Below are 21,813 nucleotides of genomic sequence, written 5' to 3'. Positions count from 1 at the left end.
CATGTTTGACAGCCTTCTCATTGCCAATCGCGGCGAAATCGCTTGCCGCATCATGCGCACCGCGCGCAAAATGGGACTGCGTACGATCGCCGTTTATTCGGACGCTGATGCAGCTGCATTGCATGTCCAAATGGCGGATCACGCTGTCCACATCGGCCCTGCCCCTGCAGCTGAGAGTTATCTGCGAACAGACCGCATTTTGGATGCAGCCCGCGTGACCGGCGCCGAGGCAATTCATCCCGGCTATGGTTTTCTGTCCGAGCAAGCGGACCTGGTTCATGGCTGTACCGAGCTGGGTATCACTTGGGTCGGCCCACATATCGATGCGATCAGATCTATGGGATCCAAGATCGAAGCTAAGAAAATCGCGCTCGAGGCCGGAGTTCCCTGCATACCTGGTTATTCGGGCGAAGATCAGAGCGATGCTGCGCTTGTAGCCGCCGCACATGAAATCGGCTTCCCGGTTATGGTAAAGGCCAACGCAGGCGGTGGTGGCAAGGGCATGCGTGCCGTCTTTGATCCCATTGATCTGGAAGCCGCTATCAGAGCTGCCCGCACAGAGGCTACCCGTTCCTTCGGCGATGGGCGATTGCTGATTGAAAAGCTAATTGCAAATCCGCGCCATATCGAAGTGCAGCTCCTGGGCGACACGCACGGCTCGATGCTACATCTTTTCGAACGCGACTGTTCAGTGCAGCGTAACCACCAAAAAATACTGGAAGAAGCACCCGCTCCAAATCTGCGCCAGGAAACGCGTGCAGCACTTTATTCAGCCGCGGTCGGTCTTGGGCGCAAGATCGGCTATGATAGTACCGGTACAGTAGAGTTTGTTATGGAGGCGGAAACCGAAGGGTTCTACTTCCTGGAGATGAATACAAGGCTGCAGGTCGAACATACCGTAACCGAGGAGATCTGCGGTGTTGATCTGGTGGACCTTCAGCTTCGCGTCGCTGCTGGCGAAAAACTTTCACTCTCGCAAGATCAGATAACCTGCACCGGTCATGCCATAGAGGCGCGGCTGACAGCAGAGGATGCACGCAAAGGGTTTCGTCCTGATACGGGGAAAGCCTTGCACTGGTCGGGTGCTTCAGAGCTGCGCATTGACAGCGGCATTCAAGCCGGATCCGTCATCGGGGCACATTACGATTCACTGATCGCGAAACTGATTTCCCACGGCCGGGATCGAAATACGGCACGTAAAAAACTTGCCAAAGGTCTTGAGCGGCTCGAAGTTGCAGGTGTGACCACCACGCGAACCTTTCTTCGCGACGCTCTCCTTCGCGAACGTTTTGCGATCGGCCGCGCCTCCACCAGTTTCCTGGCACAAGAGTGGCCAGAAGGCTGGCAGCCCGCTCCAGTTGACAGTCTGGCCTTTGCCGCCCTTGCATGGCACATCCGGCCAAAACCTCAAGCTTCGCCCTGGCAGGGTGCTGGAGGTTTCCGCTTGCTCCAGAAGGCGGGGCACCCTGCTCAAACCACCTATCTTGATCCCAAAGATCCGGAACATCGCGTGCGAATTGCCAATACCTCCGAAGGGTTTGTGATTACCAGCAATGGCAGCACAAAAACGATGCAGGCGGAATGGAATGAGGCTCACAGGCTTACAGTTACGGAAGATGGCATCAAACAGACAATTGGCGCATTGATTGAAGAAAATACAATCCATCTTTGGGGTCAGGATTTCGATGCCGCTCACCAGATCGTGTCCCTCGGTGACTACGACACTGCGGAACAGGACAACCATTCAGAAGCTCCCAATCAAATTACGGCACCGATGCCAGGTTTGGTGGTTGAGTTGCGCACCGAACTAGGAGCAGACGTGGCTGAAGGCGACACACTGGCAGTGATGGAATCCATGAAACTCCTTTTGGAACTCAAAGCTAGAGCCGCCGGAAAAGTCACAGGCATCCAAACGGAAACGGGGAACACTGTTGAAACGGGGGCTCTGCTCGTTCAACTCAAACTGACTAACGCTGAGAACTGACCGATGGCGGGACTTTGGTTCGAAGAATTCGCCGCATTTGAAAAGCCACTGGCAAAATCCCTTATGACCCTTGGGACGATGATCAGAATGTCGGTCAATGAAACCACGCTCGGTACAACTTTTGCCTATCTGGGCATGTCTAACGTGACCTTCCCGGCGCCGGTGTTTCAAGGAGACACTTTGCGTATCCGGACTACGGTGGAGAGCTGCAGAGAGAGCGGCTCACCGCCGGAAGCCGGGATCGTGAATTTACTGCATGAAGCGAGACGTCAGAATGGTTTTTTATCCAACTCCAGAAAACGCGCCGCCCGCGTGCGAAGGAGAACCGCTGCATGACCGGTCTCAAACCACTGGCCGGGCTGAAAGTTCTGGAATTTGACGCCATTGGCCCGGTGCCGTTTTGCGCCATGATGCTGGCCGATCATGGCGCGGAGGTCATCAGGATCACGCGCCCCGGAGGTCAACCAAACGGTGTCGATGTGGGAGACAGCGAAATTCTGCTCCGCGGCCGGGCCCGGAGAATCCCACTCGACCTGAAATCGGATGAAGGCCGTACCGAGGTCTTGAAGAAACTCGAAGGGACGGATGTGCTTCTTGAGGGGCATCGTCCCGGCGTTATGGAGCGACTGGGACTTGGACCCAAGGAATGTCACAAGATCAATCCGGTTTTGGTCTATTGCAGGATCACCGGCTACGGACAGACAGGCCCGCTCGCCCTGCATCCAGGGCACGACATCAACTATATCGCGCAGACTGGCGCCCTTCATGCGATCGGTCCAAAGGACGAGCCGCCGCCTCCCCCACTTTCGCTGGTAGGGGACTTTGGTGGCGGAGGCATGCTGGGCGCGTTTGGTATTCTCGCGGCTGTAATTGCTGCTCGTTCGACTGGAAAAGGGTCTGTGATTGATGCCGCCATGGCTGATGGCACGGCGCTGTTGATGGCCATGAACTACGGCTGGAGAAATGCTGGTGCCTGGGCCCCTCAACGGAGCGGCAACTTGCTGGACGGCGCTGCGCCGTTCTATCGCTGTTATCAAACCCAAAGCGGAAACTACATTGCCGTCGGGGCAATCGAACCGAAGTTTTACTCCGCCCTGCGCAAAGCCCTAAATTTGGACGATCCCATCTTTGCAGATCAGATGAACCGGGAGAATTGGCCTGCAATGAGCCAAAAAATAGCGGCTGCGGTAATGCAAATGGACGAGACCGCCTTGCAAACAGCCGTGGAAACACCCGACGCCTGCCTTTCATGGGTAATCCCAATAGAAGATGCCGGAAAAACTGGTCATATGAAGGATCGGAAAATGATCCAGCAAAAAGACGGCGGAATAACCGTTGCTACCGCGCCCCGATTCATACCGGCCAGTAAAGATGAGTAACACAGTCAATCAGGGGCCGTTTTTCTGCGTTTAATTCGTCGCCCAACTCTCTCTTAATGTCGTCTCGACTGGCCGATCCGGTTTAAACGTAATGCGGCTCTAATGCTCTGTGTTTGGAATAGGCAACCTAGTTCCATAGGAGGCTCAACTAAGCCAAACCAATCGCAAACATAGTCTGAGCAACCCCGTTTTTCTCCCGAGCGACTCTTAGAGAAAGGTTGTTGAAATTCGGCCGTTCGCCGAAATTTGGGTTGGAAATTGAATAAGGCAGATGCGGCTTGCCGTTTTCAACGATGTCAGAAGACCGAATACTCTACCGTTCGAGTACCAGCATCGGCGAATTGCAAAATTCAAATGACAGGGCGTACATCTGCATCGCTATCCTCCGTCAGCCACGATCAGATCGATCTCGTTCTCTTCCAACATAGTCCGGATACCTTTTGGCGGATCCCGGTCGGTGATAAGTAAATCAATTCGGCTGGTGTTCTGTAGCGCGACAGGTGCCCGTTTTCCCAGTTTTTCACCGTCTGCAACGATGATCCGGACCTGGGCATTTTCCATTGCAATGTTGGCAAGATTGGCTTCCTGCAGGTCATGCAACATAAAGCCGGTATCCGCATTGATCGCGCCAACTGAGAATATCGCGAACCGGACATTGAGGCGCCGGATGAGATCCTGCGCTTCCACGCCAAAGGCGCCGCCGTCATGGGGCCGCAACTCGCCACCAGCCATGAAAACCCGGTTGTTGTTCCGCGTCGACAACGTGCTTGCCACAAAGACGGAATTGGTCACGACAAACAGGTTGGAGTGGTTTTGCAGAGCCATCGCGACATAGGCCGTTGTTGATCCAATATCGAGAAACACGGAATCGCCATCGCTGATGGTTTCCGCAACAGCTTTGGCCAACACCTCTTTGGCATGAACTTTCTTATCCAGCCGGCTTTCGAAGGTCGGCTCCAGAATGTCTTCGACCAAATGCACGCCGCCATGAACCTTGCGGACGATTTGACGGTCTTCCAGCGTCTTCAGATTTCTCCGGATTGTCTCCAGCGTTACACCGAGTTCCTTGGCCAGAAAACTGACGCGGCAGGAACCGCCAGCCTTGTAAAGCTCCCGCAGGATTTCCTCTTCCCGCTGATTTTTGGTCTTTATGTTCATGCGCTTAAGAGCTCAGATTATAATTTCGTTTTGAAGCGCCCGTCCTGTAGCACGAACACCACATAAAGCAACATTCTCAACGCTTCCGGTCCAGGGTTTAGACCATTCTTACATTATTTGTATGGTTTTTTGTGGTTTTTCTTGATTTGAACGGAAAAGCAGGACATGATTTTCGAATTGAATGCCATAATTCAATACAAAAAACCACATTTGGGAGGGTGGTATGAGGGTTCAAGCTACGAAATTAAGTGCAGTCGCTCTGGCACTAATGACGTCTGTTTCCGCGGCTGGGGCGGTGGAATCATCTGATCCAATCAAGCTGACCTTGCACGATTGGTCCGGCCAATTGATCAACACGAAAATCATGGGCAGCATCCTGACGGAAGCAGGATACAACGTCGAATATGTCCAGGCAGATTACATTGCTCAATTCGCGGGCTTGAAAAACGGCGATCTGCATTTGGCAATGGAGATCTGGGAAACCACCGGCCGTGAAGCCCTTGATGAAGCAACCGGTACCGGCAAGGTTGTCAACGTCGGAGAAACCGGCCTGATGGCGATCGAAGAGTGGTGGTACCCTTCTTACATGAAAGACCTCTGCCCTGGGCTGCCGAATTGGGAAGCTTTGAAAGACTGCGCCGAGGAATTCTCAACAGCTGAAACTGCTCCCAATGGCCGCTACGTCGGCGGGCCCGTGACCTGGGGCGGCTTTGACGAAGAGCGTGTTGAGGCGCTTCAACTGGATTTTGAAGTTGTTCATGCTGGAACAGATGCCGCGCTGTTTGCCGAATTGGAATCGGCTTATCAACGCAAAGATCCGATCATGCTCTGGGTCTATGTGCCCCATTGGGCTCCGGCGAAATATGACGGCGAATTTGTTGAGTTCCCGCCCTACTCTGCCGAATGTTATTCTGATCCGTCTGTCGGTGTGAATCCGGAACTGGCATATGATTGCGGCAAGCCACGTGGGCCGATCTGGAAAGCTGCCTGGTCCGGTCTTCAGGAAAAATGGCCTGGCGCCTACAACATCATTGACGCCTATAAGATCACAAATGACGAAATGAGCGCCATGGTGAGCAAGGCTGATCTGGAAAAAGTCGACATCGACACCGTGGTTGCAGATTGGATGACGGCCAACAAGGACCGCTGGTCTGGCTGGATATCAAAATAAATCAATAAAACAGGGCCGTCTGTTCCCCGATTGGCCCTGATAACTTGCCCCATCGACTTTTTTTCACCGTCACGTGCCAGCCAAGGCGTGACTGCGGAGCGCATGTATGCCGTCTCGGATCAAATTGTCCTGCCGGAATGTCTGGAAGCTCTACGGAGCGGACGCCAATTCCTTTCTGGCTCAAAGCAACGCGCCGGATGCGGAAGATATCCGGCGCGCGGGACTGATCGGCGCGGTCCGGAACGCCAGCATTGATATTGCCGAAGGCGAGATTTTTGTAATCATGGGCCTCTCGGGGTCCGGAAAATCAACGCTGGTCCGCTGTTTGTCGCGTTTGATCGAGCCAACTGGTGGTGAGGTTCTTTTTGACGATGTTGATCTGCTTCGTGCTAGCGATCAGGAGTTGATCGAGATCCGCCGCCACAAGATGGGGATGGTCTTTCAGCACTTTGCTCTGCTTCCGCATCTGACCGTACTGCAGAATGTCATGTTTCCCCTCATGATTCAGGCGGTGCCAAAGTCAGAAGCGGAAGCCATGGCTCAGGATGTTGTCGACTTGGTTGGCCTCAAAGGCCGGGAAGACAATTATCCACGAGAGCTGTCGGGCGGACAGCAGCAGAGGGTTGGCATCGCACGATCCCTGGTGACCGAACCTGACTTGTGGTTTTTGGACGAACCTTTTTCTGCCCTGGATCCGTTGATCCGGCGCGAAATGCAGGACGAGTTTTTGCGCCTGCAAGCCCGGTTGCACAAAACAATCGTCTTTATTACCCACGACTTTGATGAAGCGGTGCGTCTTGCAGACCGCATTGCGATCATGAAGGACGGCGAAATCATTCAGGTTGCTACGCCAGAAGATCTGGTCATGAACCCGGCAACCGACTATGTGGCCGAATTCACGCGCCACATTCCGCGGTCTAAAGTTCTGACGGTCGGAGGGCTGTTTCAGTCCGGAGGCTTCGGCGAGGGAGTTCCGGTCACGATCTCCGATAAAATCTCCGACGTGGCCGAGCGCATCATTGCAGCGGACAAACCTGTCCCGGTAGAAGATACGTCTGGGCAAATTGTTGGTTCGATTGACCGCGCGGCTGTCGCCAGCACTTTGTTCGGCCGAGGCCAACCCAAATGACCAGTTGGGCCAACAGGCATATGTATGCGATGTGGGGTGTGCTTCTGGCCACCATCGTCATCGGCTACAATGGCCGGGATCTTGCCAAGGCACTGGATGCAAGGTGGCTGGTCAAGTTTCCATCGGCTTGGGTCATCCCCTTAAAGAAACATATCTCCGCTGCGATGAAATGGCTGGTCGAAGATGCGGCCATCGGACCGGTTTCGTTCACCGATCTGACACGTAGCATCGCCTGGCTCATCGAACAGCCTTATCACTTTGCTTTGGCCTTGCTGGCAGATGGGTTTGTCATCGGACAAGGCGCGGATGCCTATACCCTTTTGCCTGCCATAAGCTGGATTGTCGTGACAGCGGTGGTCATCGCGCTCGGGCAATATTGCCGGGACTGGGGCCTGGCGGCTTTGGTTGGGGCGTGCTTCGTCTATTTGGCGGTCTTTGGCCAATGGGACAGCGCGATGGTGACATTGGCGTCGGTTATGATCGCGGTTCCAATCGGAGCGGGCGGCGGATTGCTTCTGGGGATCTGGACCTATCGCCACCCAACAGGCGAACGGATCTTGTCCCCAATTCTGGATTTGATGCAGACGATGCCGATTTTCGCGTATCTGGTACCGATCCTCTTCATGTTTGGCTTCGGGCCAGTCTCGGCTTTGGTCGCAACCATCATTTACGCCACTCCGCCAATGGTACGCGTGACCACCTTGGCGCTCCGGTCCGTTGATCCGGAAATTGTTGATTTTGGCCGCATGGCCGGCGCAACCGACCACCAGCTCATGTGGCGCGTTCTGGTGCCTTCGGCGTCGCAGACCCTGATGGTGGGCGTTAACCAGGTGATCATGCTGACGCTGAACATGGTGATCATCGCCTCGATGATCGGTGCAGGAGGTCTCGGCTTCGATGTGCTGGCAGCGCTGCGGCGTCTGGATATTGGTGCCGGGTTTGAAGCCGGCATTGCCATCGTGGTCCTGGCCATCTCCGTTGACCGGCTTAGCCAAGCCTTCGCTGAGCGGATGGGGCAAGTTCACAAGCCAGTATCAGGTACTTGGATCGCACGGCACCGCCGTACGGTACTGGTCGTCGGATTGCTGCTTGTCACCTGGGTTTTGGGGCAGTTTTCACCGCTTCTACTAAAATACCCGGACGCGCAGACCATCACAACCGGAGCGTTTTGGAACGACACGGTCAAGTATCTGAATGTAAACTACTTTGATGTTTTCGAAGCCATAAAAGTGTTCTTCTTGACCTGGTTCATGCTGCCAATCAAGAAAGTTCTTCTGGGCATTCCGTGGCCCTTGGCGATCACGCTCATCACATTTTTGGGATGGCGTGCCGGCGGACGGAACCTGGCGCTTATGTGCGCCGTCATGTCGGTCTTTATCGCGGTTACCGGACTTTGGACCAAGGCGATGGTCACGGTCTATCTGTGCGGGGCATCGGTTATTCTGGCGACACTGATCGGCGTCCCGCTCGGTATCTTGGCCGCTTTGAACAAACGGGCGGGGCAGGTCATCAATCTGATGATCGACACGCTGCAGACTCTGCCGAGCTTTGTGTATCTGATCCCGGTCGTCATGTTGTTCCGCGTCGGTGACTTCACCGCGATGATCGCCATCGTTCTTTATGCTCTGGCACCGGCTGTGCGCTATGCAGCTCATGGGGTCCGCGGTGTAAGCAAGGATCTGATCGAAGCAGGCCAGGTGTCCGGCTGCACGCGTTTCCAGCTGTTGCGCCATATCCGGTTGCCGATGGCCCTGCCTGAAATCCTGTTGGGGCTGAACCAAACCATCATGCTGGCGCTGTCCATGCTGGTCATCACCGCGCTGGTCGGTACCCGCGACCTAGGCCAGGAGGTTTATATCGCCCTGACAAAGGCGGACACCGGGCGCGGCCTTGTTGCTGGCCTTGCAATCGCATTTATCGCCATCATTGCCGACCGTATTTTGAAAGCCAGCGCCCGCGGCGCCCGCGTTCGTTTCGGATTGGAGACCTGACTAATGAGCCAAACCGATTTGCTGTCCCGCATTCAGGCTTTGCCGATCTGGCAAGGCAAGATCAGCGCCGAGCCGCTGACCGGCGGGATCACCAACGTGAATTACCTCGTAGAAGATGGCGAGACGAAATATGTCGTCCGCGTTGGAGATGACATCCCGTTGCATCAGGTCATGCGGTTCAACGAGCTGGCTGCCTCAAGGGCGGCACATGCAGCAGGCCTGTCGCCAGCCGTGGTGCATACGGCCGACAATCTGGTGGTGTTGGAATATATCGAAAGCAAGACACTATCGGAGGCCGATATCCGCGACCCCGATGTCTTGCCGAAGGTGCTTGATCTCGTCAAAACCTGCCATCGCGATGTCGCGAAAAACTTGCGTGGACCGGCGCTCGTGTTCTGGGTGTTTCACGTCATTCGCGACTACGGCGCGACTATGAAAGATCGTGGCTCAGCACATCTGAAGCTTTTACCCGATCTCATCGAGGCCTCAGAACAGCTGGAACAAGCTGCCGGTCCGTTTGACATAGTGTTTGGCCACAATGATCTGTTGTGCGGCAATTTCTTGGATGATGGCCAGCGTTTGTGGCTGATCGACTTCGACTATGCCGGTTTCAACAGTCCGCTGTTTGACCTTGGCGGCCTAGCCTCAAACAACGGTCTCGCACCGTCTCAGGAAGACTGGATGCTGGAGACCTATTTCGAAACGCCCGTCACGGACGAATTGCGCCATCGCTATAGCGCCATGAAATGCGCATCTCTGTTGCGGGAAACCATGTGGAGCATGGTTTCGGAAATCACCTCCGAAATCGACTTTGATTATGCGGCTTATACGGCCGAGAACCTCGGGCGGTTCCGCTCGGCGTTTCATGACTTCCAGTTAAGTTGAGGACTGACATGACCAACCTTCCTAAAACCGCCAAGGCTGTGATCATTGGCGGCGGCATTATCGGCTGCTCAACCGCCTATCATCTTGCCAAATTGGGCTGGTCCGACACGGTTCTTCTGGAACGAAAAAAGCTGACATCCGGCACGACTTTTCACGCTGCCGGCCTGGTCGGGCAATTGCGGTCCAATGCCAATATCACGCAGCTGCTTGGGTACTCCGTCGACCTCTATAACAAGATTGAAGAGGAAACCGGGCTTGGCACCGGCTGGAAGATGAATGGTGGCCTGCGCCTGGCTTGTAACGAAGAACGCTGGACGGAGGTCAAACGCCAGGCCACCACGGCCCACAGCTTCGGCCTGCCAATGGAATTGCTGACGCCCAAGGAAGCTCAGGACCTGTGGCCACTCATGGACATTTCGGATGTCGTCGGCGCCGCCTTTTTGCCGACCGATGGCCAGGCCAATCCATCTGACATTACCCAGGCGCTGGCCAAGGGTGCCCGAATGGCCGGCGCGCAGATATTCGAGGACACCAAGGTCACGGATATCGAAATCGAAAACGGCAAAATCCGGGCTGTTGTCACGGTACATGGCCGCATCGAATGCGAAAAAGTCATCTGCTGCGCTGGCCAATGGACACGGGATTTTGCCAAGCGGTTCGGCGTGAACGTGCCTCTGGTACCAATGGAACACCAGTTTATGGTCACTGAACCCATCGAGGGCATCACCTCGACGTTGCCGACGCTGCGCGATCCGGACCGGTTGACCTACTATAAGGAAGAGGTCGGTGGCCTGGTGATGGGCGGTTATGAACCCAATCCCATTCCATGGGCGGTCGGCGGCATTCCGCAAGGCTTCCACTACACCTTGCTCGACAGCAACTTCGACCATTTCGAGCAATTGATGGAGCTTTCTCTGGGCCGGGTTCCCGCGCTGGAAACCGCTGGCATCAAGATGTTGACCAACGGACCGGAGAGTTTCACTCCCGACGGCAATTTCATTGTCGGAGAAGCACCGGAACTGAGCAATTTCTTTGTCGGTGCAGGCTTCAACGCTTTCGGCATTGCTGCTGGCGGTGGCGCAGGTATGGCGCTTGCCGAGTGGGTACACAAGGGCGAACCGCCATTCGACCTGTGGTCTGCCGATATCCGTCGCTTTGGTCGGCCGCATTTCGACACAGACTGGGTGCGCACACGCACCGTTGAAGCTTATGGCAAGCACTACACGATGGCTTGGCCTCATGAGGAAAACAATTCCGGCCGGCCGTGCCGCAAGTCTCCGCTATACGACCTTCTGGCTTCACAAGGGGCATGTTTCGGCGAAAAACTAGGGTGGGAACGTCCGAACTGGTTTGCGGACGAAGCCAAGGGAGAAACAGCCAAGGATGACTACAGTTTTGGCCGGCAAAACTGGTTCGAAGCGGTGGGGCGTGAACATAGAGCGGCCCGGGAAGCAGCTGTTGTGTTCGATCAGACGTCCTTCGCCAAATTCGCCTTGAAAGGTCCCGATGCAGCGGCAGCACTCAACTGGATCTGCGCCAATGATGTCGACAAGCCCGCCGGATCGCTCGTCTATACGCAGATGTTAAATGACCATGGCGGCATCGAGTGTGACCTGACCGTCGCCCGTGTGGCCGAGGACGAGTTTTATATCGTCACCGGAACTGGCTTTGCTACCCACGACTTTGATTGGATTAGCCGCAATATCCCGCAAGGCATGCACTGCCAGCTGTTCGACATCACCTCATCAAATGCAGTTCTGTCGCTGATGGGCCCCAAGGCACGCGCGATCCTGGAAAAGGTGACACGCGATGATATTTCCAACGATGGCTTCAAATTCGGCACCATCCGCACCATCGGCATTGCCGGTTGTCCTGTCCAGGCGCTTCGGGTGACTTACGTTGGTGAACTCGGCTGGGAACTGCATCTTCCCGTCGAATATGCCCAGACGGTTTACAAGGCGCTCATGGAAGCCGGTCAGGATCTCGGTCTGGTGAATGCAGGCTACCGGGCAATTGAATCCCTGCGTCTGGAAAAAGGCTACCGGGCCTGGGGCTCTGATATTGGACCGGATCACACGCCGTTTGAAGCGGGCCTGGGCTGGGCCGTCAAGCTGCGCAAGGACGTGGATTTCAAAGGCCGGGCGGCGGCCGAAAAACAAAAAGCGGACGGCGTCAAGAAAATGCTGGCGTGTTTTACTGTCGACCCGTCAGTTGTGCTGCTCGGACGTGAAACGATCTATCGCAATGGCGAGCGTGTTGGCTGGCTGACTTCCGGTGGGTTCGGTTACACGGTCGGCAAATCCATCGGGTATGGCTATGTGCGTTGCCAGCATGGTGTTGATGCCGAATATGTAACCTCCGGAGAATATGAGCTTGAAGTCGCAACGGAGCGTGTGCCGTGCGACGTCACGCTTCACCCGCTTTACGATCCGAAAATGGAACGTGTGAAAGCCTAAGCCGGCATTCCAGTCCTAACGGCAGGTTTGAAGGAGGGAAATGCGATGACGGCCGCACACGCGATTGCCGACCATGCTGAAAACATCTGCAATTTGGCGTCTAAAACCGCAATGCACTATTTCCGGGGCGCGCTTGGTGTTGAATTCAAGGCCGACGAAAGCCCGGTTACCCAAGCGGACAAGGCGGTGGAAACCGAAATCCGCCGGTACATCAAACAGCATTTTCCAGATCACGGTATTCTGGGCGAAGAGCATGGGCGGGAGGATGGAAAAGATGACCGCCTGTGGGTCATCGATCCGATCGACGGCACCCGGTCCTTCCTCTCCGGGCATCCGCTCTTCGGGTTTTTGCTTGCGCACATGGTGAATGGCACACCGGAATTCGGAGCCATCTGCATGCCCGCCTTGAACGAGACTTTTTTAGGTCTCAAGGGAATTGGCGCCACGTTGAACGGCCAGCCGATACGAACGTCCCAAAAGCGGGCTTTGGCAGACGCGATCCTCTACATCAATGAGGGCGAGAAAATCTACCGGGACCATCCTTTGGTGTTCAACCGTCTTCTGCAGGTTGGCCAGACACGCCGGTTTGCCTACGACTGCTATCCCCATGCACTTCTGGCTGCCGGACATGTCGACGCCGTGATCGATTATGACCTTCAACCTTATGATTTTTTGGCTGTTTCAGCAGTTGTCGAGGCGGCAGGCGGTGTCATGACCGATTGGCAAGGGAACCCGCTTACGCTGAGCTCCGGCGGCACTGTCGTATCTGCTGCTAATCGAGTGCTTCATGTGGAAATTCTAAAAACAATTTCAGGCTAGGTTCTGGCATCATATTGGCAGTATCCCGACACAAGTTAATCATTGGCCCTGATAACAGAATTACAATATCGAAAAGTCAAACGCTCTCACTATCAACATTGTGAGAGTTTAACCTAAAGGCTGGTTTTAACAATTTCCTGCAACAGATCACGCAAGGCAATATGCTCAGGGTCCTTGTCCAAACGCCGGTGCCAATGGATCGACGTGGAAAATCCATCCAGCTCGAATGGCAATTCAAAGACCTGCAGGCCGAATGCCTGCGCCCCCATCAGAGCGACTTGGCGCGGCAAAGTGAGTAGAAAATCAGTCCCGGCTACATACTGGCAGGCCGAAAGAAAATGCGGTGCGCTTACCTGAACATTCCTGGTCAAGCCTTTCTCAGCTAGCTTGTCGTCAACAAGTCCAGAAAAACCGCCTTTTTCTGGTGACACAATCATGTGCTGCAGCTTCACAAATTCCTGCAGGGTCAATCGCTGCCCAGCGGCCGAATGACCACCTCGACACACACAAACGAAATCCTGAAAATAAAGTTCCCGGCTGATCAGGTTCTTATAAGGGTCGCGCAGATACGCCATGACAATGTCCACCCGACCGGCCACAAGCTCATCTGCCAGAGTGACCCGATTGAAGGGCCTGATCTCGATCCGCACATTCGGTGCTTCCTCAGCAAAACCTGAAATCACAAGCGGAAGGATCAGACACTCTTCCATGTCGTGAGCAACGATCTTAAAGTTCCGCACCACCTGCTTCAGATCAACAGGACGTTTGCTTTGCGTTTGAGTTAACTCCTTCAGCCGTTCAACATGCTGCTCAATCTCAGGACCGATATCTGTTGCAAATTTGGTTGGCACCACGCCGCGACTGGCCCGAATAAAGAGCTGGTCACCGAACTGATGCCGTAACCGCGCCAGTGCATTAGAAGCAGCTGGTTGGGTCAGGCCGAGAACGGCAGCCGCTTTGGAAATGTTGCGGTGGCGCATGATTTCAACAAACACCGGAAACAGATTGTAGTCCACGAAACGCCCTCAAAATATCATCTCAATCAATATCAGATTATACAAATAATAAATTTCAACAATATCTCGTTCTGCCTTACCTATGGTTCAGGCACACACAAAACGGAGATCTCTCATGAAAAACGTATTGGTTGAATACACTTACACTGGAAATGAAGAAACCTGGCAGCAGCTGATCGCTGATTTTCTGAACGCTATCGAAGCAGACAGCAGATTGAAGGGTCACTTCCACTATCAGGTCTTCATCATGCCGGAGGGGCGCCGGGTCCACATCGGCCGCTGGGACTCTGAAGAGACTCTAAAGGCTCTCCAGTCGCAGCCGTTCTTCAAGACTTTTGCTCAAGGCATTCAGGCACTGGCCAGCGATTTTAACAGCGGGTTTGGAACCGAAGTCTTTTCCACCGGCTCATAAGGACCAGTGAAGATACCGTGTCCCCACAGCACCTTCTCCTATAGCGGACTACAGCGAAAGGGTGCCAACACTTGCTCCACCACAGACAAAAAGGGTCTGTCCGGTAACAAAGCCATTTTCCGGGTCTGCGAAGTATAGGAACGCGTTTGAGACGTCTCGTACCGTACCAAGGCGTCCAACTGGCATTTTTTGGGCAAGCTCGGCTTCCCGCTCTGAGCCTTTTGGGACAATGCCCCAGAAGTTGTCCGTAAGCACAGGTCCCGGCGCGACCACGTTCACGGTAATCCCGTGCGGAGCCAGTTCCAATGCCCAGGTGCGGGCCATACCAATCATGCCAGCCTTGGCTGCAGAATAGGCTGTTCGTGTCGGCACGCCAAGGGCCGCACGCGAGCCATTGAACAGCACGCGGCCAAAGCTGCGCGCCTTCATCGCCGGCAAAAACGCCTGCAACAGGGTCAGCGCTGAGCCCAGCTGCAATTGGGTCAGCCCTGTGATGTCCGCCGGTTTGGCTTCTTCCAGAAGGTTCGGCCAGATCACACCCGCGTTCTGGACAAAATGTGTAACCTCATGAGCGTCCGCAATTTCGCGGGCGGTTTCGGCCACTGCCTCAGCGTCCAGAAGATCCGCGGACATCTGGATCAGTTCGCTCGGAGCATCCGGCGACTTCCCCCGGGCGATAGAAATGACCGTGTATCCCTGGTCCAACATCCGCTCCGCAAGGTCGAGCCCGATGCCTTTACTGCCGCCCGTGATAACTGCTGTGTAGTCCGTCATGAGCTTTTCTCCACCAGAGCCATTACGCGCAGTGGACTGCCGGTGCCATTCTTGATCTTCAAGGGCGCGGCCAACAAAAAGGCGCCTGTCGGCGGCAAGAGATCGAGATTGCACAGGCACTGCAGACCGTACTTACCGGCACCGTGAAGCGTGTAGTGCGCAGGATATGGCGGCGTATAATGCATGCCCTGCCCTGCGTCGGTGCCGACGGTTTCGGTGCCAAATCCACGTATCTTCCGGGTTTCAACCAAATATCGGATACCCTCCGGCGTCGGACCGGGAGAATGCGGACCATCATCGCGCATGTTCAGGTAGTCTTGACCGCTTCGTTTAGACCAGTCGGTGCGCATCAGCACCCAGCTGTCTTCGGGCACCGGCCCATGCACAGCTTCCCAGGCCTGGATGACCTCTGGCGTCAGCTCAAAATCCTCATCGGCAGAGGCACCTTTAGAACAATCGATGACAACGACCGGACCGGTAAACTGGTCAACCGGGATCTCATCGACCGCGCCATTGGGCACGTCGCGCCCGGAGATCCAGTGCGAGGGCGCATCAAAATGCGTGCCGGTATGCTCGGACATGGAGATGTTGTGCCATTTCCACGCAGGACCGCGATGATCATAGGCGCTGACTTCCTCCATCCGGAAACGCGCGCATTGGCCAAATTCCGGCGGCAGAATGATGACCGGAAAATCAGGGTCCAGCGTATGGGTTAGGTCAACCACTTCAATGGTTCCGCCGGCAATCGCTCCCGCGAGCTGTTTCAGGACGCTCATCAGTTGCCTTCTCCGCTGGTCATTTCGCGCTCAAGAATTTTCGGTCCGGCGCGGAAGCGCTCAATCATGTCTTTCGCAACGTCCCCGCAATAGACATCTTCCAGCCCATCACGCAGTCCTTGCACCACGGACCTTGCAATCGCATTCGGCAACACCTTGGGCGGCGGCAGCGGTTGATGCCAGTCATCTTCCGTAGGCCCGACAAAGACATTCATCAGCCGCAGTCCACTCGGGCGGAACTCGGCGCGTAGGCACTGACTGAGCGATAACGCGGCGGCATTGGAAGCTGAAAAGCTGCCGAACTCGGCGACATTGACTAGGGAAGCCGCCGACAGGATGTTGACCCAGGCGACTGACGCATTCACGCCGTCGGCAGTCCGCGCGCACATGCTCGGGCCAAAGGCCTGCGCCAGACGCATCAGGCCCATGTAGTTCACTTCGATTTCCTCATGGGCAAACGCAGTGTCACCGCGCGTCATCACGCCGCCCGGGCGGATAAATCGGGCATTGTTGATCAAGATATCGGTTTTGCCGCCAATCTCGCCGGCAAGTTCCCGGACAGATGCGGTGTCAGTCACATCCAGCGGCAGGATCTCAACGCCGGGGATCGCCTCGAGGACAGAGCGGTTCGGGTTGGGCCGCCAGTTTTCAGCCTCGCCAATGAAAATCATCGAGGCCTGAGCTTCTGCCAACGCTTTTGCTAAAGCCGGGGCATTTGCGTTCCGCCCGTCTGTGATCAAGACACGGCGGTGTTTCGGGTCGGAGGTGATGGCACGCAATTGGGGGTCGTCCTCCATGTTTGGGGTGGCCTCTTCCGGCACAGCCAGGATCACCCCCTGACCCGAGCGGTCGAGCCGGTTCCACAGCACCACACGCGAGCGCGGTTCGACATCGCCGTGCACATGGCAAACAACCGTCGGTCCTACATCCAGCTTGACCGATCCGGTGCGCCAGGGAGCCCGTTCCCGGAAATAAAGATTGGTCGAGGTGCGGACCGTTGTCTCTGCCAGAAGCTCGCCAGTGGGCGGAACATCTTTCCATTGCAGATCAACCGACAGACAAGAACAGCAAGCGTCCCGCGCGGGATACTGCACGGCGCCGCAGTCACCACAGACCTGGAGCATAAACCGTCCTTCGGCCGCGGCAGCACTCAAACCGAGCGAGGCCCGGCTGCGGCCGCCGGGCGGGCTCGTCGGGCTGACCGTGCGCTTTTGCGGGTTCTTTTTCGGAGGCGGAGCCAAAGGTGTTGTCACGTCCCCGCTCCTTTCAAGATCGCCGCGCTGGTACAGACACCACGGTCATAATTGATCATTCCAAAGCCTGACACCATCGCCGTTTTTGCATTCGCCACCTGCGTTCCGCCAGCTTGTCCGGTCACCTGGCGGATAGACTCAACCAGCCCGATGAAACCGCCTGCGGCGCCCGCCTGGCCGCCTGAAAGCTGCCCCCCCGAGGTGTTGTGCGGAAAATTGCCTTCGATCGTCAGGTCGTGACTTTGCACGAACTGCGGGGCCTCCCCCTTACCACAAAACCCCAGATCCTCGATCTGCATCATCGAGATCACGGGATAATCGTCATAGGTTTGCAGGAGATCGATGTCTTCTGGTGAGCAACCTGCCTGCTGGTAAAGCTCTTCAATATCCAAGGTCCAGCCACCGCGCAGCTGGATCGCATCTTCGGCATGGGCGTTGTGGCGTTCAATAGCCCCGCCAATCGTGGCGTAGCGTAGACCCCGTTTTTCGGCTTCTTCGACTGTCATCACCAGAAACGCTTCTGAGCCGGCACAAGGCATGACGCAGTCAAACAGCGCGATCGGATCGGCGATTGGCCGGGCGCCGAGATACTGCTCCAGCGTCAAAGGCTTTTTCATCACCGCGCCCGGGTTCTTCAGCGCATTGGCCCTTTGGGCGACACAGATTTTGCCAAAATCTTCGCGCGTCGCGCCATATTCCTGCATGTACCGGTCGGTCAAAAGAGCGAAGTTCGCATTCGGACCGCCATAGCCATACGGATAGCTGGCATCCATGGAAAAGCGGGAAAAGCTGGACAGCATGTTGCGGAAGCTGTCGATGTGGTTTGTATCGCCGGAAACACACGCCACGATATCTGCATCACCGGTCTGAACCGCACGCGCTGCGCGACGCAAAGCAACCACTCCCGATGCACCGCCCATCGGGATGTGGTCCAGCCAGCGCGGGCAGAGGCCCAGATGTTGAGTGAGACCAACTGCGGTATCGGGAAACAATGTGAAGCTGGCAACAGAGAACCCGTCCAGGTCACGAGGCTTCACCCCCGCAGCATCAAGCGCCCCTTTAAGCGCCCGCGCGATCCACCAGTGGGCGGTTTCGATGGAGTACCTCTGATAGGGAACCGAAACCGGAGCCACCAGCGCAACACCGTCGTATGACTGTCTTTTACGGCTCATGCCACCTGCCGCTTTTTCAGTTTGGTCGTATTGTAGGTCCCAATATCATCAAGCAAGGCCGCCGCCATGGTTTTCAATTCAGCGCGCTGGATCTTTTGGGTCGCAGTGAGCGGCAGTTTTTCAACAAACGCAATGTAGCCCGGCACCTTGTAATAGGCCATCTGGCCCAACGCCCATGTCACGATCTCCTGCGCTTTGTCTTCCCCGGGATTGGCAACTTTCAGGCAGGCAAACACTTCGTCGCCGCGAATGGGGTCAGGCACCGGCGCCACCGCAGCAGCTGAGATCTCCGGATGGCGCATCAGAATGGATTCGACTTCAACAGCGGCAATGTTCTCGCCGGAACGGCGGATCACGTTCTTCTTGCGATCAACAAAGAAGAAATAACCATCCTCGCCTTGCCGCACAATATCGCCGGTGTGAAACCAGCCGTTTTCCCAGGTCTCTTCAGTCGCTTCAGGGTTCTTGTAGTATTCACTGAAAAACCCAAGGCGTGGAGCACCGCCCTTGCGGCGCACGAGAAGCTCGCCCGGTTGCCCTTCGGGCACTGGATTGCCGTCGTCATCGGCCAGAAGAATATCCAGGAAGTCCGGCGCACGGCCAAGTGCGGCCTTGCCAATCACCCGGTCATCGGTGTGGTTTGAGATAACAGCACCGGCGCCTGTTTCCGTCATCGCCCAGGCTTCTGTCAGCGGAAAGCCAAACCGCTCCTCAAACGCAGCATGCAATTGCGGATCGACCCCTGCCCCAAAGCCGAAGCGCACAGAATGGTCCCAGTCAGCCGGCGATGGCGCGGCCGTCATGAGCATGGACGGCATGACGCCAAGGTAGTGAAGACAGGTCGCGTTGCTATCGCGAACATTCTGCCACCAGCTGCGCGGATGGAAGCGGTCGAGCGCGGTCAGACACCCTCCCAGGCTGATCATCGCCATGAAGGAATAAGCCATGGCGTTCATGTGGAAAATCGGCAGCGGGGTAATCATACGCTCACCGTCTTCGGTCAGCGACACGATGCCGTCCAGCGTGGAGTACCACCGCCCAACCTCGAGGAAATAGCTGTTGGCCAGCACGCAACCCTTTGGATTTCCGGTTGTCCCGGATGTGTAAAGAACCGCCGTTTCCCGGTCGAAGTCCCGGCCTGCAGACGCCGCCACAACAGCATCAGCCCGCGGGGCCGGTACAGCAACGCCAATCGCAATTGCTTGAACATCAACACTTGCAGTATCGGCTGCTGCCTGCAACTCGCCAACGCGCGCCTGGACGGTAATGATCAGCGCCGGTTCGGCATGCCCGATCAGATACTCCAGTTCAGCCGCCCTGAGATCCGGATTGATCGGCACCACCGAGGCACCAATCTTGTTGAGCGCCAGCCAGATCAGAAAAAAATCCGGCCGGTTTTCGAGCAACAAGGCAACACGCATGCCCTTGCCAAATCCGGCCTCGGAAAAGGCACCTACCCAGGTTTCGACACGGTCCATGGCTTGAGCATAAGAGATTTCGCCAGCCTCGATGCCATAAATTGCTGCCGTCTCCGGCAGCACATTCAGCATCGGGCGGGTACCATATTTTTGGCAGGCAGAGGCGAACACCTCATACACGGTCTGTGTGTCTTGCGGGATCATGGCAGCAGCTGAATGTTTCCAAAAGCGGCATCGGAATTCAGCAGCTCAACCCGCTTGTTCGCGATCCGTAGCTTGCCGTCGACCAGTTTCAGCTCGTGCGTCGCGGTCAGCGCCAGCAAGAACTGCTCGTCTAGCCGCGTCTCCACATAATGCATCGACGTATTGGTTTCATACTCACCTGCGTCTGCGTCAAACTTGTCGACGAACGGGCGCTGAATGACATGACTGCAGCGGCTCTTCGGCTTCTGGCTGAATGTCCGCTCGCCGTTCAGCCGTTCAACCCGCAGCTTGCGCATGAAGTCGTCTTCATAGAGCAGAGACGTGAGGGTCGGATCCGTCTGTTTGTAATCCAGCGGCATCCAGTAGATCCCCTCCGGCAGCCACAATTCCAGCCATTCGGAAAACCGGCCCTCATCTAGCATCCGGACCTCTTCATAGATGAAATCAATGATGTCCTCGCGCGTTACAGTCATTCTGCGGCCTCCGGTGCGGCCTGTTCCATCGACAGGGTGATGAACTTCTTCCACGCATGCATCTGATTGCGCATCTGGCGCTCCGTCGTGCCGTTCTCCACGGCGACTTCGTCGAAATTCTCTTCACCGGGATATAGCCGCTGGATATTGATCCACTCCATGCCGTCCGCATGGAGACCTTCCTGCGCCCGCTCGTACATCTCCAGATCATCATGACCAACAATGGACGTCGGCGCATTGATCAGGCGGTTGTACATGGACGTGCGTTCCAACAAATAGTCCGGTGCACCAACAAGACGGAACACATGGCTTTCCACCAATGTCTCGTTGGGGCCGAGCGGAATGAAATTCCGCAATTGCTGGACCGGCCCCTTGATCATAATGTTTGGAAAATAAACGGTGTTGTGCCGGTTCTCATCCAGAACCGCCTTGGCCTTTTCTTCGCCATGGGCCTCGACCAGCGCGTTCCAGTATTCCGATGTTTGCGAATAGTCGGAGTGAATGGAGTGGTGCACACCGGTGTGCCCGTGCCCATTCGGCCATGTGCGGATGCCCATCTCTTCGAAAAATTCATAGGGGCTCATGAAGGGCGCGATGATTTCCATCGCCATTGGCTTGGGTTTGTCTTCCGGCCAATTGGCTTCGTCGAACAGACGGACAGCCGTGCCAGCGGAACTTTCATGAGCAACCATCGGGTGGCAAGTGTCGGTCTGGTTGTCGACCAGCATCTTCCAATTGCACTTGTGATAGTAGCGCAGGGGAGGCCCGGCCACTTCGAGCCGCTGTTCAGGCGCCCGGTCAACCATATTGTCAACGGAACTCATGGCGTCGCCGAAATAGTCTTCGAAACTGATGCCCTCCTTGGCGATCCGGGCAAAGACAAAACCGCGGTAGTTTTTGACCGCGCCGACGGGCGCCATCCCCTGTTTGGCCTCGCTATCGTCAAACCCAGTATCGGCATAGCCTTTCTTCAACGGGATCGCGAGCAGACAACCATTCGTCTTGAAACTCCAGGCATGGTACGGGCAGCGGAAGAATTTGCCGGTATTTCCTGACCGGTCGATGGCGATCTTTGTGCCCTTGTGTGGACAGCGGTTGAACAAAACATAGATCTCACCGTCGGAGTGACGCACCATGATCACCGGCTGATCGCCGATTTGCGTAGTGATGTAGTCGCCCTTTTTCGGCGTCTGACTGTCATGGCCGACATACACCCACGTGTTGCGAAACAGATGCTTCATCTCCAGATCGAAGATCTCTTTGTCGATGTATGTATCGCGATGAACCTGGTGCTCCTCCACCAGCGCAGCGACGGCTGCCGGATTATCGGCGTATTTGCCCAT

The 21,813-nt window shown here is 55.8% G+C and carries 19 protein-coding genes; 10 read left to right on the top strand and 9 right to left on the bottom strand.

Annotation, left to right across the window (positions count from 1 at the left end; genetic code table 11):
* Window position 1 precedes the first annotated feature (1 nt).
* Genes ACOOFE_RS05180 through ACOOFE_RS05170 form a run of 3 tightly spaced genes read left to right on the top strand, consistent with a single transcriptional unit; the run spans window position 2 to window position 3,363 of the window.
* Window positions 2-1,984, top strand: coding sequence for an acetyl/propionyl/methylcrotonyl-CoA carboxylase subunit alpha (locus tag ACOOFE_RS05180; RefSeq protein WP_420413970.1), 1,983 nt, complete (start codon window positions 2-4; stop codon window positions 1,982-1,984).
* A gap of 3 nt (window positions 1,985-1,987) precedes the next feature.
* Window positions 1,988-2,320: a MaoC/PaaZ C-terminal domain-containing protein gene (locus tag ACOOFE_RS05175; RefSeq protein ID WP_420413969.1), complete on the top strand. Its 333-nt coding sequence runs from the start codon at window positions 1,988-1,990 to the stop codon at window positions 2,318-2,320.
* A complete protein-coding gene (locus ACOOFE_RS05170) occupies window positions 2,317-3,363 on the top strand; it encodes a CaiB/BaiF CoA transferase family protein (protein ID WP_420413968.1) in 1,047 nt (348 codons plus the stop codon). Before ACOOFE_RS05175 ends, ACOOFE_RS05170 begins: the two co-directional genes overlap by 4 nt.
* Window positions 3,364-3,741: 378 nt before the next feature.
* Here the strand turns inward: ACOOFE_RS05170 and ACOOFE_RS05165 are convergent, their stop codons facing one another.
* On the bottom strand, window positions 3,742-4,521 hold the full coding sequence (locus tag ACOOFE_RS05165; RefSeq protein ID WP_420413967.1) for a DeoR/GlpR family DNA-binding transcription regulator: 780 nt from the start codon (window positions 4,519-4,521) through the stop codon (window positions 3,742-3,744).
* A gap of 223 nt (window positions 4,522-4,744) precedes the next feature.
* Between ACOOFE_RS05165 and ACOOFE_RS05160 the strand changes: the two genes are divergently transcribed.
* From ACOOFE_RS05160 to ACOOFE_RS05135, 6 genes are all read left to right on the top strand, one after another.
* Window positions 4,745-5,692, top strand: coding sequence for an ABC transporter substrate-binding protein (locus tag ACOOFE_RS05160; RefSeq protein WP_141185443.1), 948 nt, complete (start codon window positions 4,745-4,747; stop codon window positions 5,690-5,692).
* Window positions 5,693-5,798: 106 nt separating this feature from the next.
* Window positions 5,799-6,821, top strand: a complete 1,023-nt coding sequence (locus ACOOFE_RS05155; RefSeq protein ID WP_420413966.1) for a quaternary amine ABC transporter ATP-binding protein — start codon at window positions 5,799-5,801, stop codon at window positions 6,819-6,821.
* Entirely contained in the window at window positions 6,818-8,812 is a 1,995-nt protein-coding gene (locus tag ACOOFE_RS05150) for an ABC transporter permease (protein WP_420413965.1), read from the top strand. Before ACOOFE_RS05155 ends, ACOOFE_RS05150 begins: the two co-directional genes overlap by 4 nt.
* Before the next feature lie 3 nt (window positions 8,813-8,815).
* Window positions 8,816-9,697, top strand: a complete 882-nt coding sequence (locus ACOOFE_RS05145) for a phosphotransferase (RefSeq protein WP_420413964.1) — start codon at window positions 8,816-8,818, stop codon at window positions 9,695-9,697.
* Window positions 9,698-9,705: 8 nt separating this feature from the next.
* Complete coding sequence (locus ACOOFE_RS05140; RefSeq protein WP_420413963.1) at window positions 9,706-12,153, top strand: GcvT family protein; 2,448 nt, start codon at window positions 9,706-9,708, stop codon at window positions 12,151-12,153.
* Window positions 12,154-12,198: 45 nt separating this feature from the next.
* A complete protein-coding gene (locus ACOOFE_RS05135) occupies window positions 12,199-12,972 on the top strand; it encodes an inositol monophosphatase family protein (protein ID WP_420413962.1) in 774 nt (257 codons plus the stop codon).
* Window positions 12,973-13,085: 113 nt separating this feature from the next.
* Here ACOOFE_RS05135 and ACOOFE_RS05130 read toward each other — a convergent pair whose 3' ends face one another.
* Window positions 13,086-13,988 (bottom strand): LysR family transcriptional regulator, encoded by a 903-nt coding sequence (locus ACOOFE_RS05130; protein WP_420413961.1) that lies wholly within the window; start codon window positions 13,986-13,988, stop codon window positions 13,086-13,088.
* Between the two features lie 115 nt (window positions 13,989-14,103).
* Here ACOOFE_RS05130 and ACOOFE_RS05125 point away from each other — a divergent pair, with 115 nt between their 5' ends.
* Window positions 14,104-14,400: a hypothetical protein gene (locus ACOOFE_RS05125; protein WP_420413960.1), complete on the top strand. Its 297-nt coding sequence runs from the start codon at window positions 14,104-14,106 to the stop codon at window positions 14,398-14,400.
* Window positions 14,401-14,448: 48 nt separating this feature from the next.
* On the opposite strand, the gene ACOOFE_RS05120 is transcribed toward ACOOFE_RS05125, so the two are convergent.
* The 7 genes from ACOOFE_RS05120 to ACOOFE_RS05090 are packed head-to-tail and all read right to left on the bottom strand — an operon-like array spanning window position 14,449 to window position 21,813.
* On the bottom strand, window positions 14,449-15,174 hold the full coding sequence (locus tag ACOOFE_RS05120; RefSeq protein ID WP_420413959.1) for an SDR family oxidoreductase: 726 nt from the start codon (window positions 15,172-15,174) through the stop codon (window positions 14,449-14,451).
* Window positions 15,171-15,950 (bottom strand): cyclase family protein, encoded by a 780-nt coding sequence (locus tag ACOOFE_RS05115; RefSeq protein WP_420413958.1) that lies wholly within the window; start codon window positions 15,948-15,950, stop codon window positions 15,171-15,173. Before ACOOFE_RS05115 ends, ACOOFE_RS05120 begins: the two co-directional genes overlap by 4 nt.
* A complete protein-coding gene (locus tag ACOOFE_RS05110) occupies window positions 15,950-17,203 on the bottom strand; it encodes an SDR family NAD(P)-dependent oxidoreductase (protein WP_420413957.1) in 1,254 nt (417 codons plus the stop codon). The genes ACOOFE_RS05115 and ACOOFE_RS05110 overlap by 1 nt, the downstream gene beginning before the upstream one ends.
* Window positions 17,200-18,375, bottom strand: coding sequence for a thiolase family protein (locus ACOOFE_RS05105; RefSeq protein WP_420413956.1), 1,176 nt, complete (start codon window positions 18,373-18,375; stop codon window positions 17,200-17,202). Before ACOOFE_RS05105 ends, ACOOFE_RS05110 begins: the two co-directional genes overlap by 4 nt.
* Window positions 18,372-19,997, bottom strand: coding sequence for an AMP-binding protein (locus ACOOFE_RS05100; protein ID WP_420413955.1), 1,626 nt, complete (start codon window positions 19,995-19,997; stop codon window positions 18,372-18,374). Before ACOOFE_RS05100 ends, ACOOFE_RS05105 begins: the two co-directional genes overlap by 4 nt.
* Entirely contained in the window at window positions 19,994-20,470 is a 477-nt protein-coding gene (locus ACOOFE_RS05095) for an aromatic-ring-hydroxylating dioxygenase subunit beta (RefSeq protein WP_420413954.1), read from the bottom strand. The genes ACOOFE_RS05100 and ACOOFE_RS05095 overlap by 4 nt, the downstream gene beginning before the upstream one ends.
* Window positions 20,467-21,813 carry an aromatic ring-hydroxylating dioxygenase subunit alpha gene (locus ACOOFE_RS05090; protein ID WP_420413953.1) on the bottom strand — a complete coding sequence of 449 codons (1,347 nt, stop codon included), beginning with the start codon at window positions 21,811-21,813 and terminating at the stop codon, window positions 20,467-20,469. The genes ACOOFE_RS05095 and ACOOFE_RS05090 overlap by 4 nt, the downstream gene beginning before the upstream one ends.

The organism is Roseibium sp., from assembly GCF_965216085.1.
Classification (GTDB): domain Bacteria; phylum Pseudomonadota; class Alphaproteobacteria; order Rhizobiales; family Stappiaceae; genus Roseibium.
This window is presented reverse-complemented; position numbering and strand designations above follow the sequence as displayed.

Bases quoted from the DNA above. Each gene is read 5' to 3' on its own strand.
- ACOOFE_RS05175 (WP_420413969.1), top strand. From the start codon at position 1,988: ATGGCGGGACTTTGGTTCGAAGAATTCGCCGCATTTGAAAAGCCACTG.
- ACOOFE_RS05125 (WP_420413960.1), top strand. From the start codon at position 14,104: ATGAAAAACGTATTGGTTGAATACACTTACACTGGAAATGAAGAAACC.
- ACOOFE_RS05095 (WP_420413954.1), bottom strand. From the start codon at position 20,470: ATGACTGTAACGCGCGAGGACATCATTGATTTCATCTATGAAGAGGTC.
- ACOOFE_RS05105 (WP_420413956.1), bottom strand. From the start codon at position 18,375: ATGAGCCGTAAAAGACAGTCATACGACGGTGTTGCGCTGGTGGCTCCG.
- ACOOFE_RS05145 (WP_420413964.1), top strand. From the start codon at position 8,816: ATGAGCCAAACCGATTTGCTGTCCCGCATTCAGGCTTTGCCGATCTGG.
- ACOOFE_RS05100 (WP_420413955.1), bottom strand. From the start codon at position 19,997: ATGATCCCGCAAGACACACAGACCGTGTATGAGGTGTTCGCCTCTGCC.
- ACOOFE_RS05090 (WP_420413953.1), bottom strand. From the start codon at position 21,813: ATGGGCAAATACGCCGATAATCCGGCAGCCGTCGCTGCGCTGGTGGAG.
- ACOOFE_RS05115 (WP_420413958.1), bottom strand. From the start codon at position 15,950: ATGAGCGTCCTGAAACAGCTCGCGGGAGCGATTGCCGGCGGAACCATT.
- ACOOFE_RS05170 (WP_420413968.1), top strand. From the start codon at position 2,317: ATGACCGGTCTCAAACCACTGGCCGGGCTGAAAGTTCTGGAATTTGAC.
- ACOOFE_RS05120 (WP_420413959.1), bottom strand. From the start codon at position 15,174: ATGACGGACTACACAGCAGTTATCACGGGCGGCAGTAAAGGCATCGGG.
- ACOOFE_RS05165 (WP_420413967.1), bottom strand. From the start codon at position 4,521: ATGAACATAAAGACCAAAAATCAGCGGGAAGAGGAAATCCTGCGGGAG.
- ACOOFE_RS05180 (WP_420413970.1), top strand. From the start codon at position 2: ATGTTTGACAGCCTTCTCATTGCCAATCGCGGCGAAATCGCTTGCCGC.
- ACOOFE_RS05150 (WP_420413965.1), top strand. From the start codon at position 6,818: ATGACCAGTTGGGCCAACAGGCATATGTATGCGATGTGGGGTGTGCTT.
- ACOOFE_RS05135 (WP_420413962.1), top strand. From the start codon at position 12,199: ATGACGGCCGCACACGCGATTGCCGACCATGCTGAAAACATCTGCAAT.
- ACOOFE_RS05155 (WP_420413966.1), top strand. From the start codon at position 5,799: ATGCCGTCTCGGATCAAATTGTCCTGCCGGAATGTCTGGAAGCTCTAC.
- ACOOFE_RS05160 (WP_141185443.1), top strand. From the start codon at position 4,745: ATGAGGGTTCAAGCTACGAAATTAAGTGCAGTCGCTCTGGCACTAATG.
- ACOOFE_RS05140 (WP_420413963.1), top strand. From the start codon at position 9,706: ATGACCAACCTTCCTAAAACCGCCAAGGCTGTGATCATTGGCGGCGGC.